Raw genomic sequence first — 16,011 nt, forward strand, 5'->3', positions numbered from 1 at the left:
TATAAATGAATGAATATTCATTTATATTTGCGCCATGAGAACTAGAGATGAAGATAAAGTCAGCTTAGTTAAAAAAATGGCTATTAAAAGCATTGTAAAAGATGGTTTTGAAGGTTTTAGTATGAATAAACTTGCTAAAGCCTGTGGAATTTCTGTAGCAACTCTTTACATTTATTACAAAGACAAAGACGATCTAATTATCAGTATTGCTAAAGAAGAAGGTGATGCGATGGGCGATGCGATGATTAAAAATTTTGATCCAACAGTTTCTTTTGAAGAAGGAATGCGAGTACAATGGCAAAATCGTTATGCCTACATGCTCGAAAACCCATATACGATTTCATTTTTTGAACAACTACGTAACTCAACTTATCAAAGCCGGTTTTTGGATAACTACATGCAGAAATTTAAACTAGTTATAGGGCAGTTTATGGATAATGTAGTGAAAAACGGCGAGATTAATGCAATGCCATTGGAAGTATTTTGGTCTGTTGCTTATGCACCGCTTTACTCTTTAGTACGGTTTGATAATGAAGGACAAAGTGTTGGTGGAAAGCCTTTTAAAATGACAGATGGGGTATTATGGCAAACTTTTAATTTAGTCATTAAGGCTTTAAAAAATTAATTCGGTATGGGAAATTTTGATCATATTCTATTATTTAAAACTGACATTAAAACCGAAGAATGTAAGGCCAAACTGCAAACTATTTTAAATGGTTATGAAGGCATTGAGCAGTGGAATGTCGCTTTAGATGATCAAGATTGTGTATTAAGAGTAATATCATACACTTTAAATCACCAACAAATTATAGAACTTATTACTAATCATGGTCACTTTTGCTGTGAATTAACTTAAATAAATGAAACAAGAAGTTATTCCTTTCACGGGATATCAAAAAGTCGTGATTTTTCTTTTAGCGGTTACACAATTTACTGTAATATTAGATTTTATGGTGATGTCGCCATTGGGGGATATTTTAATGAAATCAATGTCATTACAACCAAAAGCATTTGGTTTTGCAGTTTCCGCCTATGCTTTTAGTGCTGGTATCTCTGGTTTGCTTACTGCAGGTTTTGCCGATCGTTTTGATCGAAAGAAATTACTAATGTTCTTTTACTTTGGCTTTATTGCCGGAACATTTTTTTGTGGTTTAGCACATACATATGCTGAGTTGGTTGCTGCCAGAATTATTACTGGCTTATTTGGAGGTGTAATTGGCTCGATCTCTATGGCAATTATTACCGATTTATTTAGCTTACAACAACGTGGTAGAGTGATGGGTTTTGTGCAAATGGGTTTCGGTGCTAGTCAGGTTTTAGGTGTACCAATTGGGCTATATTTAGCGAGTTTTTGGGGATGGGAAGCGCCTTTTTTAATGGTAGCTTCATTGGCTGTTCTGATTGCTATTCTAATCTTAATTCAATTAAAACCGATTACGGCACATTTAGCTATTCAAAAAGATAAATCTGCAGTATTGCATTTGTGGCATACTATTAAAAAACGTAAACATCGTATTGGTTTTACTTCTACCGCATTATTGTCTATTGGTGGTTTTATGATGATGCCATTCGGCAGTGCTTTCGCTATTAACAATTTGAAGATTTCTAACGATCAGTTGGTTATGTTATTTACCATTTCTGGTTTAAGCTCATTAGTAATTATGCCAATTGTTGGTCGCTTGAGCGATAAGATTAGTAAGTTTAAAATATTTGCTTTTGCCACTATATGGATGATGGGAATGTGCGTACTCTATACAAATCTTTCTGTTACGCCATTTTGGATTGTAGTTATTCTTAATATTTTAATGATGATGGGTGTGATGAGCAGAATGATCCCTTCATCAGCATTAACAAGTGCAATACCAGAAATGGAAGACCGTGGTGCTTTTATGAGTATCAACGCATCATTGCAACAAATAGCTGGTGGTGTAGCTGCTGCAATTGCCGGAATGATTGTAGTACAAAAAACCACATCTAGTCCATTAGAAAATTATAATATTGTAGGCTATGTAATTGTAATAATCTCCATGATCAGTATTTTCTTGTTATCTAGAGTAAGTAAAATGGTTACGGAAAAAGCGGTTAAATCTAATCCTACAGTTGTAGAACTATAGTATAATTAGTAACCATATTGATTGGAGACAATAACTCACAATCATTTAAAAAGAAATCAAAATCAAGCAGCCACTACAAATCCACTACTCAAATAGCAAATTAATTGGTTTTAAGTGATTAGGCAAACCTTTGCGTAAAATTATAAGTTTACAGCCAGCTTAGCTATTGGTTTGCGCCTTTAAAATGAGGAAATTGCAAATCAATTCTATCAAACCAAATTTTAGATACAAATGAACAAGTCCAAACAAATTATATTACTGGCTGCTCTGATTTTTACTACTGTAACGTCATTTGCCCAGCAAAAAGTTAAAACTTCTTTCTCAACCAAAAAAGTAATCGTGTATTCAACTGTTAAAGGTTCAGATAAGCCGATGGAAGAAACAGGAACACTATCTTTTAAAAGCTTAAAGCAACCTGTAGAAACACAAACATTGGTTTTTGTAGATCCTACTAAAACTTTTCAAACCTTTATCGGAATTGGAGGAGCGATTACAGATGCTTCTGCAGAAGTTTTTGCGAAAATGCCAAAGGCTGCACAACAAGAACTTTTAACTGCCTATTACGATAAAAAGAAAGGAATTGGTTATACTATTGCTCGTACAAATATAAATAGTTGCGATTTTTCTAGTGGGAGCTATACCTATGTTGCTGAGAATGATAAAGCTTTAAAAACATTTAACATTGATCACGATCGTAAGTTTAAAATTCCTTTAATTAAACAAGCCATAGCAACTGCTGGAGGAAAAATTAATCTATTTGTAAGTCCATGGAGTCCACCAGCGTGGATGAAAACCAATAACAGCATGTTAAAAGGTGGTTCTTTATTACCAGCTTACAATCAATCTTGGGCTAATTATTATGTAAAATTTATTCAGGCTTACGAAAAAGAAGGCATGCCTATTTGGGGCCTAACCGTTCAAAATGAACCAATGGCAACCCAAAAATGGGAATCTTGTTTATATACAGCAGAAGAAGAAAGAGATTTTATCAAAAACTTTCTAGGCCCAACCTTACAAAAAAATAACATGGCCAATAAAAAACTAATTGGGTGGGATCATAATCGTGATTTGATTTATCAAAGAGCTTCAACTTTGTTAAATGACCCACAAACTGCTAAATACATTTGGGGAATTGGCTTCCATTGGTATGAAACTTGGACAGGAAGTAGTCAAAATTTCGAAAATTTAAAAAGAGTACATGAGGCTTTTCCTACAAAACAATTAATTTTTACAGAAGGATGTGTAGAGAAATTTAGTTTAGATAGAATTAACGATTGGTCGTTGGGCGAACGTTATGGATTTTCTATGATAAACGATTTTAATGCAGGTACTGCGGCATGGACAGATTGGAATATTCTTTTAGATGAAAATGGGGGACCTAATCACGTAGGCAACTTCTGCTTTGCACCAATTCATGCAAATGTTAAAACAGGAAAATTAATGTATACCAATTCGTATTACTACATTGGTCATTTCTCTAAATTTATTAAGCCGGGGGCGAAAAGAATTATTAGTTCTCCAAGCCGTTCAATGCTAATTAGCACAGCATTCCAAAATCCAGATGGCTCTATAGTTGTAGTGGTAATGAATAACACAGATCAGAAATTGCCCTATCAATTATGGATACAAGGAAATGCAGCAGAAACAGAAAGTTTACCGCATTCAATAAGTACATTAATTATAAAATAAATTGTTTATTAAGCAACTATGTTCAGCGTAGTTGCTTAATCTTTTCGGATAGACTTGTAGATCTAGAAACAGCATAAGCGACTCCTCCTGTGGAGATTTGATATCCAGTAGAAACTGTATACACTAATTTTTCAGCAATTAAGCCCGTATTGTTTTCTAGAATATAAGTGCCATTAGAATTGCTATTTAGCAAAGGAGTAACTATAGTACTGCTAAATTTAATAATGGTATTTTTTTGGTTAATATCTTCTATCCAAAACTTTGTAACTAATTTCTGCTTATTAATTTGAACAGAATCAGTCCAAGTGTGGCCTTTTTTAAAGGTGCTATTAACGTTTATATCTGCTAATAACCCTAATAAAGTTCCTTTTTCAAATGCTTCCATTTGTATACCTGCAAATGAAACTAAAGTATCTGTAGCTAACTCACTTTTATATTCTGTTGAAGATAAAATAACACCATATTTATCAATAGCAACATCAACAGGTTTATTTAACATAAAATTTAATGCCTTTTCAATTTTAGAAGTACTATCTCCTTTAGCTTCTGAATTATAATGAAACTGTTTGCCAAGTGCATCAATTAAATTATCCATTTTTTTAATGGTTACGTTTAAATTATAACCTTTATCATTCGCATTTACTACTTTATATGATTTAGTAAGCGAAGAAGTGGTATTAACCGTTAAAGTTTGATTTCCGCGTTGAACCACAGCTTTGGAATTTGATAGAATCTCTTTTTGAAATTCATTTCCTACATTAAGTGTAAAGACACGATGTTTCTCTTGTGCCTGGATAGTAACGGACATCAAAAGAAATGAAAAGAGGAGGACAATTTTTAAAATTGAATTATGATCGTTATTCATGGAGTTGGCGTTAATTTTTGCCTTAAGGATTAATTAATCTTAATTCTGGAAGCGGTGGAATTGGTGGAACTGGTGGTAAAATTGGAAGTGATGGTAATGTAATAACCGTTGCAGTAACTGGCGTCGCAGCAGCTGCGGCGGTTGCAGCAGGAGTAGGCGCTGGCGGAGCTGCAGGTGTAGCCGGAATAGTAGGTACAACTGTATTCGTTGCTACTGTATTTACTGGGACCCCTGGCATAGTTGGCATAGTTGGTGCCGCTGGCACTATAATTGGTGCCGCTGTTGGTGTTGCAGTAGGTGTCGTTTTCGGAATTGACGGTGTCGGCAATGGCACTTTCCAATCGGAGTTATTATTTACACCATTTTGCGCACTTGCGTTTTTTACACTAAAGGCTGCTACAATTAACAGCAAAATAAAAATTAGCTTTTTCATTAGTTATATGTTTTTATTGTATTTTTTTACTTAAAGAAATTGGATAAGATAATGTTGCAAGCATAGATGGTTTATCGCCTGAATATTTGGTTAAATTATAAACTCCCAAACCAAGTGTAAGTGCGGAATTTTTTATTGGCCTCACACCTGTAGAGAAACCTAAATTTAATCCTGACCATTCGGCATTGATATTTATTTGTTTAAAAACCTCATATGAAATATTTGCAAAAACTCCAGTGCCATATTTGCCTTTACCAGCTGCTATATCATAAGGGCTCTTATATAAAAAGCGCCCAGTACCAAATCCAATGGTATAACCTAAAGCAGAATAACCAGCAGTCTTAGAGCGCACTGTTTGTACAGCATGACTAAAAGCAATGTAATAAGTCCCATCGGGCGAGTCTGATACAGTAGAATTGGCAAAGAGTTGAACCCCACCCACAGAAATACTACTCGCCTTAAATATTTGTCTGTTTATAACCAAATTAAGAGAAAGATCGCGTAATTCTGTAACCCTTGTAATATTTACACTCGCAGAAACATTAACACTTTTTGCAGGATTGCCAAAAGTAATTCCTGCAGCAGATATTAAATCTGGTCTTTTACTATATGCTGAAGGATAAACACTTCCTACTACACCAAATAAATAGGTTCCAGTGCTACCCCAAGCAGAAGGGGTCATAAGGCTTTGTATTCCATTGTTTGGTAACATAGTTTGACCGATTAATAATGGACCTTTTTCTTTAATTAAAGAATCCATTTTCTTTTGTAGTTCGGTTTCAAAACTATTTTGAGCATATGTAACTTTAGGGTAAAGCATATAAACAATTAGTGCAAAAAGAAAACCGATTTTTAATAGATGATTTATTCTAATTGCCTTATTCATGAATTTTTGAGCATTAAGTAGGTATTTTGAGCATTATTTAAGTTAACCGAACAAAAAATATAGTTAACTTATACAAAGTAAATAAAAGTTATAACAAATAATGTTTTTTTTAACAACAAAAATTATTTAAGTGTTTAGATGACAAATATTTGAACAAGCATGTTTTCTTTTAAAATTGACTTCTACTAAAATATTATTCGCTTTTTTGATTCTTATATTAATCCTTATTTAATTTCCGTTGTCATAGCATTGTAATTGTCATTGATATGAAAAAAAATATTCACAATTTTTATAAATGCAGCTTGGCATTTATTTGTGCTTTAGTACTTTCTTCTTTTGTAAGAACTTCACAACAAAAAGAACAAATTTCCTTACCTTATAAAAAGGCTGGCTTAACAGAGCAACAAGCAGCAGCACATTTATTAAGCCGTTTTACCTATGGAGCAAAAGAAGGCGATGTAGAATTAGTAACGAAAATTGGCTTAGAGAAATGGTTGAAGCAACAGCTAGATGGAACTTTAGAAGACACTGCCTTAAACCGAATGCTTGAGAAGTTTGATGCAATAAATTTGACCAATACAGAGGTGGAAAATGTTTTTCCAAGAAATGCTCAGGTTGTTAGGTTTGCGGTAAGAGATGGGTATATTCATAAAGACTCGGTTAACAAAGCCAACGGTAAAGAGTATAGGGCAACATTAGCTAACTATATGAGAGAAAAAGGCATTAAGCCTCAACAGGAATTATATAGACAGTTTATCAACCAAAAAATACTAAGAGCTGCTTATACACACAATCAATTAAGAGAGTTGATGACTGATTTCTGGTTCAATCATTTTAATGTGGCCTTAAGCAAAAATCAATGTGCCTCTTATATCCCTGCATACGAACGCGATGTTATACGCCCTAATGTTTTTGGAGATTTTGAGAACTTAGTGTTAAGCACAGCTAAATCTCCAGCAATGCTGATGTATTTAGACAATTTCAGTAGTACAGGCACTAATATCCCTGCAAATGAATATGGGGAAGATATGATGATGGCTGGTCAACAAAAACGTAAAGGTAAATTTGCAGCACAAGTTGCTAAAGCTAAAATCCCTCAAATTAAAAATAAAAAATCAGGCTTAAATGAAAATTACGCCCGTGAAGTAATGGAATTACATACGCTAGGTGTAGATGGGGGTTATACACAAAGTGATGTTACTCAGGCTGCTAGAATATTAACTGGTTGGACTATAGCGCCAATGGGCGATAATGGTTATGGTGCACCAATGAAAAAAATAATAGAAAAGGTAGGTGATGATAACCTTAAAAAACGCGGCTTTGTACACGAAGGAGACTTTCTTTTTGTAATGAACCGTCACGATAATGGAGAAAAAACAGTTTTAGGAAAAACATTCCCTGTTGGTGGAGGTTATGAAGAAGGGGTAGCTTTATTACAAATGTTAGCTCATCATACATCTACAGCTAAGTTTATTTCTAAAAAAATTGCCACACGTTTTGTAAGTGATAATCCACCACAAAGCTTAATAGATAAAATGGCAAAAACATTTTTAAGTAGTAACGGGAATATTAGAAGCGTATTAATTACGATGGTTAGCGCACCAGAATTTTGGTCGGCAAATGCGCTAAGAGAAAAAACAAAGTCACCTTTTGAACTTGCCATAAGCGCAGTGAGAAGCTTAGATGCAAAAATAAATCAGCCTTATCAATTGTATACATGGATTAATAAAATGGGCCAACAAATGTATTATTACCAAGCTCCAACTGGTTTTCCAGACAGAGGTCAATATTGGATAAATACAGGTTCATTATTAAATCGAATGAATTTTGGTTTGGCATTAGCTTCACAACGTATTCCTGGTGTTACCTTTAATTTGGCAGCAATGAATAATAATCACGAGCCAGAAAGTGCAGAAGCTGCATTATTAATTTATAGTAAAATGATGATGCCTGAAAGAAAGTTGGACGAGACGATTGCACGATTAAAACCTATGCTGAATGATCCAAATTTAGAAGGTAATGTTGCAAAGGCCGCAGCACAAACAGCACCGCCACAACAAGCAAATACGATGGCAAATGAAGATGCTAATATGATAGAGCAAAGCACTGATAAAGAAAAGTTAAAGGGTAAAAAGGCTTTATTTAATAGCACACCAGCACAGAAGGCAGGCAATAATACAATGCTTGCTCAAGTTGTAGGAGTTATAATCGGATCACCAGAATTTCAACGTAAATAAATTTATCATGACTTCAAGAAGAGGATTTATCAAAGCTGGCGGCTTAGCCTTATTTGGAATAAGCTTAGGCGGTATACCAGGATTTTTAGCTGATGCTGTTGCAGGCACTGTAGCGCCAGGTTTATTTAAAAAGAAAAAAATAATGGTTTGCATCTTTCAAAGAGGTGCAATGGATGGACTGATGGCGGTAACACCTTTTACCGATCAATATTTAAAAGCAGTTCGACCAAACTTATTCATGTCTGCAGCGCAAGGCGGAAAAGAAAAATCATTAATTGATTTAGATGGTAGATTTGGTTTACATCCATCAATGAGTGCTTTTGAACCTATGTTCCGCGAAAAGCGTATGGCAATTGTGCATGGTATTGGGTCGCCAAATAATACGCGATCTCACTTTGATGCACAAGATTTTATGGAATCTGGAACACCTTTTAATAAAGGCACAGCAAGTGGTTGGTTAAATCGTGCGGTTGGTTTGTTAGGTCATGAAGCAGCAACTCCTCTACAAGCAGTGAGTTTAACTTCATCTTTACCAAGATCATTTTATGGTGATAATCCAGCAGTTGCCATTAGTAATTTAGCAGATTTTAATATTCAATTAAGAGGTAATCAAGCAGGTGCAAATATGGCTTCTAAAAGCTTTGAAGATTTGTACGATCAAACCTCATCTGGCTTGCTAAAAAATACGGGTAAAGAAAGTTTCGATGCGATTAAATTATTGCAAAAAACAAATGTTAGAGATTATAAACCAGAATATAATGCTGTTTATCCAGCTACTGCATTAGGTAATTCATTAAAACAAATTGCCCAATTAATTAAAATGGATGTAGGTATGGAAGTTGCTTTTGCAGAATCAGGTGGTTGGGATACACACTTTAATCAAGGGACAGATACTGGAATTTTTGCTCGTAATGTAAATGATTTAAGCAATAGTATCATGGCCTTTTGGACAGACATGGGTAAATATCAAGACGAAGTTACGGTAATGACGATGACAGAGTTTGGACGTACTGTTGCTCAAAATGGGACTGGAGGAACAGATCATGGTCGTGGTTCTTGTAATTTCATTTTAGGAAATAGTGTAAATGGCGGATTGGTTCACGGATTAATGAATCCATTGGCTAAAGAGAACTTAGAAGATGGTAGAGACTTAGCAGTAACAACTGATTTTAGAGCTGTGTTTAGCGAAGTAGCTGATAAACATTTAGGTATTCATAATGATAAAGTACTATTCCCTGATTGGTCTGGAAAACAGATTGGCGTGATGAGAGGTGTTTAATAAACTTAATATGATATTAGATGGCTCGTGTTTCACGAGCCTTTTTTGTTTTATTCGTCATTGCGAGTTGCGAAGCAACCGAAAGTAGAAAGTTCACGAACACCAAAAAACAATAACCTAATGTGAGTAATCTTAAAGTTTTAGCAAAATTGTTTTTGGCTAATTTGACAACTTTTGACAATTTTTGGGTGTTTTGACAACTTTTGACAAATTTTGGGAGGATTTATAGAGATTCGCAAAATCCATATATGCCTAATATAGGTAAAAAAGCAGTTTCCGCTAATTTATTATTAGCAATAATGCCAATTGTATGCTATACAATGACCATTGTATAGCATACAATTGGCTTTGTGTCGCATACAATGGTGTATGTTTAGTATGCAATAGTCAATGTATGACATACAATGACTAAAATATAACATACAATTAGCTTTGTATCACATACAATGGTCGATGTATCACATACAATTGGCTTTGTATCGCATGCAATGCTTAATTCTTTACTAACCGTACATTAATCCGATTAAAGCAATAGTAGCTTCACTGATAAAATTACAAGTATGGGTCTTACAAAAGAACCACTGCTGGTGTAGTATAAACCTTAGTGTAGCGAATACCTTTTTTTTGGTACAAGAGAAAAAGGAGGGGATGTAAAAGCTATAAACTGTCCCACTGTTTTCAAAATTAATTCTAAAAAAAATTATCCTGTAACTTATTTGATGATTGTTGCTTAAAACTCTAGCAATTCTTATCTTTCAAACAGGAAATAAACTAACAAAACTTATAAAATGAAAACTACCCAAAAATCTAAATTGTTACTATTTGTAGCAGCAATGCTGAGCAGCAGTTTGACTTTTGCTCAAACTAAGGAAGCTTTTGTAGCAAATGTTACCAAAGAAGCAACTGAAAACTCGCAATTAGAAAAATTAGCTCACGAACTATTTGATGTTGTTGGCCCAAGATTAGTTGGAACGCCACAAATGAAACAAGCAGGTGATTGGGCTGTTAAAAAATATAGCGACTGGGGAATTTCTGCCAAAACTGAAAAATGGGGCGAATGGCGTGGTTGGGAAAGAGGAATTACCCACATTGATTTAACAAGCCCAAGATTAAGAACTTTAGAAGGTACTCAATTAGCTTGGAGTCCGTCTACAGTTAAAGGAAAACCAATTAATGCAGAAGCAATAGTATTGCCATTAGTAACAGATTCAATGGCTTTTGTAAACTGGTTGCCAAAAGTAAAAGGCAAATTGGTATTAATATCTCAAGCTCAAATTTCTGGTAGACCAGATAAAAACTTTGAAGATTTCTCAACAAAAGACGGTTTAGCGAAATTTAAAAAAGATAAAGAAGAAGCTGCAAAAGCATGGAGAGATAGATTAGCTAAAACGGGTTTAAATGCTAAAAATTTAGCTTTAGCAATAGAAAAAGCAGGCGCTGCTGGCATTATTATTAATAACTGGAGTGCAGGTTGGGGAGTAGATAAAGTATTTGGTGCAAACACTACTAAAATTCCTACGGTAGATTTATCTGTAGAAGATTATGGGTTAGTATTTCGTTTAGCAGAAAGCGGCAATAAACCGATGCTTAGAATAGAATCTGAATCTAAAGAATTAGGTGTAGTACCAACATTTAATACCATAGCAGAAATAAAAGGTACAGAAAAACCGAATGAGTACGTAATGTTATCTGCTCACTTTGATTCATGGGATGCTTCTAGCGGTGCAACAGACAACGGAACTGGAACTATCATGATGATGGAAGCGATGCGCTTATTGAAAAAATTCTATCCAAATCCTAAAAGAACAATTTTAGTTGGCCACTGGAGTAGCGAAGAACAAGGTTTAAATGGTTCAAGAGCTTTTGTAGAAGATCACCCAGAAATTGTAAACAATTTACAAGCTTTATTTAACCAAGATAACGGTACTGGAAGAGTAGTAAGCATTTCTGGTCAAGGTTTTGCAAAAGCAAAAGACTTTTTACCAAGATGGTTAGCTGCAGTTCCTGATACCATTAAAAATCAAATCAAAACAAGTTTTCCAGGTTCACCAAGTGGTGGTGGTTCTGATAATGCATCATTTGTTGCAGCTGGAGCATTGGGAATTTCTTTGGGCGCCTTGCCTTGGGATTATTTCAGCTATACTTGGCACACCAATCGTGATACCTACGATAAAGTCGTATTTGACGAAGTTAGAAGTAACGCAATTTTAGCTGCAATTTTAGTGTACATGGCTTGCGAAGATCCTGAAAAAACATCTACTGAGAAAGCGCCTATGCCAGTTAACCAACGTACTGGACAACCAGGAACTTGGCCAGCACCAGTTAAGGCAAACCGTAAAGGTGGGTTAAACTAATTTTAGTATATAATTTTTGTCATTCCGAGGAAACGAGGAATCTATTTTGAGCATTAAACTAGATTCATCCTTCTTCAGAATGACAAATTTGTTTTAGCAGTATTCTTATTCAATCAAGCCCATGCTTAAAAAATCTACACTCCTTGTTTCATTAGCTTTATTATGCTTTCAACTTTGTTTAGGTCAAAAAAATAATGAACTAAAAAATCAACCACCAAAACCAATCCGAGAATTTAGAGCGGCTTGGATTGCAACGGTAGCAAATATCAATTGGCCTAGCAAACCAGGTTTAACTACTGTTGAACAACAGAAAGAAGCCATCGTATTGCTAGATTTATTGAAGAGCTTGAATTTCAATGCGGCTATTCTACAAATCAGACCTCAGGCAGATGCCTTATATAAAAGCGACTTAGAACCATGGTCGTATTTTTTAACAGGCGAACAAGGTAAAGCGCCTGAACCTTATTACGATCCATTACAATTTTGGGTAGAAGCAGCACATGATCGCGGGCTAGAATTACATGTATGGTTAAATCCATATCGTGCTCACCATTTATCTGGAGGCGAAGAAAGTGCAACTTCAATTGTAAAATCGAGACCAGAATTAGTGGTTAAATTAAAAGATGGCCAATACTGGATGGATCCTTCTAAAAAAGAAGTTCAAGACCATTCGGCTGCGGTTGTAAGAGACATTGTGAAACGTTACGATATTGATGGTGTTCATATTGATGATTATTTTTATCCTTATGACTCATACAATGGCGGTGCCGATTTTCCTGATGACCAAAGCTGGGCAGCTTATAAACAAAGTGGAGGTAAATTATCAAAAGGCGATTGGAGAAGAGAAAGCGTAAATAATTTTATAAAGCGTATTTACAAAGAGATTAAAGCAGAAAAGAAATATGTAAAATTTGGCATTAGTCCATTTGGTATTTGGCGACCAGGTTATCCTGAATCTATTGAAGGGCTTGACCAATATGATAAACTATATGCGGATGCTAAATTATGGTTAAATAAAGGGTGGTTAGATTATTTTAGTCCGCAATTATATTGGACAGTGAATGCGCAAAAAGTAAGTTTTCCTGTGCTATTGGGTTGGTGGCAATCTGAAAATACAAAAGGTAGACATTTATGGCCAGGAATGAATGTTGGTTTGGGTGGAGATGACAAGAATGTGGATGAAGTGATTAATCAAATTATGATTACCAGAGGTATGGTGCCAACTAGTAAAGGAGCATTACATTGGAGTATTGCTGGATTAGTAAAACACGAAAAACTAAGAAAAGGTTTATTAGAAGGGCCTTATCAAAAAGAAGCCATAGTGCCCGCTAGTAAATGGTTAGATAAAAAAGCACCTAAGATGCCTACTGTAACTAGTTCGCAAAAAGATTCACTATGGCAAATTAAATGGAATCATCCTCAAAAAAGCGATGTATTTAAATGGGTTGTTTATTATAAATATGGTGATAAATGGAATTATCGCATTATGAATCGTAATGACACTAGTTTAGATGTGTTAGCGGCAATTCGTAAAACGGCGACAAGTAAGGATAAACTTTTGCTTACTGCATTTGGAGTTACTGCTGTGGATAGAACAGGGAATGAAAGTAAGTTTCATGAATTTACAATAGGAAAAGAGTTTTAAAAAATGAAAAAACATTCTAAGGAACAAATTGAAGCCACCGCTAATTCGATTATGGAACATTTTATTCCAAAAGATGCGGCAGAACAAAAGTTGAGTTTTCATTTTACCATTCCACCTTCCTCAAATTATAAGGTAACTTATGAGAAAGATGATAAAGGAAATTGGAGTTTTAAAGATTATGAGATTGACGAAAAGTGAAAGCCTTTCCATCTTACGTCATTCCCGCGAAAGCGGGAATCTTAATGCATTAGTTGCTTTTTAACAGCATTACGATACCCAATCAAGTTGGGTAGGACGAACTAAAAATGAATTCAACAGTATTAAGCAGTAATTCCTTCTTTTTTAAGAATATATTCAAAAATCCCTTCAATTGGTTTTTGTAATATTTTGCCAACTTTAATATTATTCTCTGCAAAAACAGCTCTCAATTCATCTTGATAATAAAAAGCAATAGAGCCCACAAAATTACATTCTAAGCTTTTGTATGCTTTGTAGTCTTTAACATTAGTATCTATAAACTCTTGAAAACCATCTTTTAATATTCGCTGAATAAAAGGGTGCTCTTTATGATCTGCCATAAATCGGCTAAAGGCTGCTAAATAAGAATTAGGGAATGGCTTTTGGTAAATATTGGCGATTACACTTTCCTTATCCACGTTAACAAAAGCCTTTGCAAAAGCCTTGCTTAATTCTTCGGGCATTGTTTTATAGAGGTAAGAAACCAATACTTTTCTGCCAAAATAAGTTCCAGAACCCTCATCACCTAATACATAACCTAACCCGTGTTTGCCAGTGTGTACATTCGTGCCATCATAATATGAAATGTTAGAACCTGTACCCAAAATGCAGGTTAGTCCTTTTTTATCGCCACAAGTGGCATAAGCAGAACCAATCAAATCATGATCTACACTAATAAATGCTTTTGGAAAAAAAGTAGAAAGTCCGTTAGAAATGATTTCATGTTTATCAGGAGATGAACAGCCAGCGCCAAAAAAGTACACTTCCTTCATCATATTTGCGTAGGCAGAAATATCTTTGTTCTTAGAAAGGATTTTAACTACATCTTGCGCATTCACAAAATAAGGATTTATTCCCTGTGTGCTAAACTTAATGGAATGGTTTGGGTTATAGGCCATCCAGTCTGTTTTGGAGGAACCGCTATCTGCAACTAAAATCATGAGCTAAAAATAGTAATCTTATTGAATATTTAAAGTTCCACTTAGCTCTTTTAGTGCAATTTCTGCCAATTTAGCTTGATATTGTATTTCTAAATACCTGCTATTTGCATCTAAAGCATTTCTTTGAGCTTCTCTAAGTTCTAATGGAGCAATACTTCCTAAACGATACTTTTCTAAAGTAATATCTAAATTTTGCCTAGCAATATCGACGTTCCCACGCTCTAGCTTAACCAGTTCTAAATACGTATTGTAATTCTGATATGCCGAAGTCAGTTGAGCAATAATATCTTGTTTAGTTTTAGTCAATGTTAATTCAGATGAACTAATTTCAATCTTCGCATTGCGTTCGTTTTGGCGTTGTAAAAAGCCATTAAATATATTAATGCTTGCCGTTAAGCCATATGTTAATCCATTAGCTCTAAGGTTGGTGTTAAAACCAGTAGGCGTGGTACTACGATTAAATTCATATCCACTATTTAAACTTACTTGTGGGTATCTTCCTGCCTTAACTTGCTTTAAATTTAGTTCAGCAATTTTCTTATTAATGAACGCATTTTGTAAATCTGGATTTAGCTGCTCCGTTTGACTAACTAATTCGGTATAATTTAAATTTTTATCGATATCTATTTGATCGTTAACTGAGAACCTAATATTTACATCTCTAGCCAGTAATTGATTTAAGCTCACCATATATGTAACCAACAGATTTTTTTGTTGTAAATAGGTTGAGGTATCCGTATTGTAATCGACTTTTGCAGAAAGTACATCTAATTTGGATCCACGACCAAGCTCTAATTTATTATTAGCAATTTTTAGACGGAGATCAGAAACATCCATAGCGCTATCTGATGCTAAAACCAATTGTTGTTGCTTAGCCAAATTGTAATAGCCTGTAATTACATTTGAAATAGTAGTTAGTACTTGGGCTTTAAGATTGATTTGCCCTTGTTGTTCTAACGCTTTTAGCCGATCGTAATTAGCGAACATTCTAAAACCATCAAAAACTGTCCAATCTAAACCTACGCCATAAGACATATTTGTGCTTCGAGCACCGTCTGTTATTCTTTGTGTTCCAGTAGATTGGGTTTGAACTGTATTTTGTCTACTTCCGCCTGTACTAAAAGTACCTACTGCAACGGGCAATATACCAGCGTTACCTAAATTCACATTATTTTTAGCAATGGCAACATCATTATTTACTAATTTAATATCGTAGTTGTTTTGCAAAGCTATGGTAATTGCATCTTGAAGGCTCAATTTTTCTTGGGCAAACAACTGTTGATTAGCGCTTGCAACCCATATGGCAATAAAAAATATAAAGTACTTCATCT

General features: G+C 34.7%; 14 protein-coding genes. 9 read left to right on the forward strand and 5 right to left on the reverse strand.

Features of this window, described 5'->3' with window-relative positions; genetic code table 11:
• Positions 1-34 precede the first annotated feature (34 nt).
• From WC622_RS03765 to WC622_RS03780, 4 genes are all read left to right on the forward strand, one after another.
• Positions 35-625, forward strand: coding sequence for a TetR/AcrR family transcriptional regulator (locus WC622_RS03765; RefSeq protein WP_372817435.1), 591 nt, complete (start codon positions 35-37; stop codon positions 623-625).
• Between the two features lie 6 nt (positions 626-631).
• Positions 632-856, forward strand: a complete 225-nt coding sequence (locus WC622_RS03770; protein WP_372817437.1) for a hypothetical protein — start codon at positions 632-634, stop codon at positions 854-856.
• A 4-nt stretch (positions 857-860) separates the two neighbouring features.
• Positions 861-2,114: an MFS transporter gene (locus tag WC622_RS03775; protein WP_372817439.1), complete on the forward strand. Its 1,254-nt coding sequence runs from the start codon at positions 861-863 to the stop codon at positions 2,112-2,114.
• Between the two features lie 231 nt (positions 2,115-2,345).
• Positions 2,346-3,803 (forward strand): glycoside hydrolase family 30 beta sandwich domain-containing protein, encoded by a 1,458-nt coding sequence (locus tag WC622_RS03780; RefSeq protein WP_372817441.1) that lies wholly within the window; start codon positions 2,346-2,348, stop codon positions 3,801-3,803.
• A 22-nt stretch (positions 3,804-3,825) separates the two neighbouring features.
• Here WC622_RS03780 and WC622_RS03785 read toward each other — a convergent pair whose 3' ends face one another.
• Genes WC622_RS03785 through WC622_RS03795 form a run of 3 tightly spaced genes read right to left on the reverse strand, consistent with a single transcriptional unit; the run spans position 3,826 to position 5,987 of the window.
• Positions 3,826-4,668: a DUF6263 family protein gene (locus tag WC622_RS03785; protein ID WP_372817443.1), complete on the reverse strand. Its 843-nt coding sequence runs from the start codon at positions 4,666-4,668 to the stop codon at positions 3,826-3,828.
• Positions 4,669-4,690: 22 nt separating this feature from the next.
• Positions 4,691-5,101 (reverse strand): hypothetical protein, encoded by a 411-nt coding sequence (locus WC622_RS03790; RefSeq protein WP_372817445.1) that lies wholly within the window; start codon positions 5,099-5,101, stop codon positions 4,691-4,693.
• A gap of 13 nt (positions 5,102-5,114) precedes the next feature.
• Entirely contained in the window at positions 5,115-5,987 is an 873-nt protein-coding gene (locus WC622_RS03795) for a hypothetical protein (RefSeq protein WP_372817447.1), read from the reverse strand.
• Positions 5,988-6,253: 266 nt separating this feature from the next.
• Between WC622_RS03795 and WC622_RS03800 the strand changes: the two genes are divergently transcribed.
• The 5 genes from WC622_RS03800 (at position 6,254) to WC622_RS03820 (ending at position 13,700) form a co-directional block, all read left to right on the forward strand.
• Entirely contained in the window at positions 6,254-8,224 is a 1,971-nt protein-coding gene (locus tag WC622_RS03800) for a DUF1800 domain-containing protein (protein ID WP_372817449.1), read from the forward strand.
• A gap of 7 nt (positions 8,225-8,231) precedes the next feature.
• A complete protein-coding gene (locus tag WC622_RS03805; RefSeq protein WP_372817451.1) occupies positions 8,232-9,503 on the forward strand; it encodes a DUF1501 domain-containing protein in 1,272 nt (423 codons plus the stop codon).
• A gap of 788 nt (positions 9,504-10,291) precedes the next feature.
• Positions 10,292-11,857 carry a M20/M25/M40 family metallo-hydrolase gene (locus tag WC622_RS03810; protein WP_372817453.1) on the forward strand — a complete coding sequence of 522 codons (1,566 nt, stop codon included), beginning with the start codon at positions 10,292-10,294 and terminating at the stop codon, positions 11,855-11,857.
• Between the two features lie 121 nt (positions 11,858-11,978).
• Positions 11,979-13,502, forward strand: a complete 1,524-nt coding sequence (locus tag WC622_RS03815) for a glycoside hydrolase family 10 protein (protein ID WP_372817455.1) — start codon at positions 11,979-11,981, stop codon at positions 13,500-13,502.
• Positions 13,503-13,505: 3 nt separating this feature from the next.
• The gene (locus WC622_RS03820) at positions 13,506-13,700 is read left to right on the forward strand and encodes a hypothetical protein (protein ID WP_372817457.1); all 195 of its coding nucleotides are present in this window, start codon (positions 13,506-13,508) and stop codon (positions 13,698-13,700) included.
• A 122-nt stretch (positions 13,701-13,822) separates the two neighbouring features.
• Here WC622_RS03820 and WC622_RS03825 read toward each other — a convergent pair whose 3' ends face one another.
• Together WC622_RS03825 and WC622_RS03830 are read right to left on the reverse strand one after the other, a co-directional pair.
• Positions 13,823-14,680: an N-acetylglucosamine kinase gene (locus WC622_RS03825; protein WP_372817459.1), complete on the reverse strand. Its 858-nt coding sequence runs from the start codon at positions 14,678-14,680 to the stop codon at positions 13,823-13,825.
• An 18-nt stretch (positions 14,681-14,698) separates the two neighbouring features.
• Complete coding sequence (locus WC622_RS03830) at positions 14,699-16,009, reverse strand: TolC family protein (protein WP_372817461.1); 1,311 nt, start codon at positions 16,007-16,009, stop codon at positions 14,699-14,701.
• Positions 16,010-16,011: the final 2 nt, after the last annotated feature.

This window comes from Pedobacter sp., assembly GCF_041662865.1.
GTDB lineage: Bacteria > Bacteroidota > Bacteroidia > Sphingobacteriales > Sphingobacteriaceae > Pedobacter.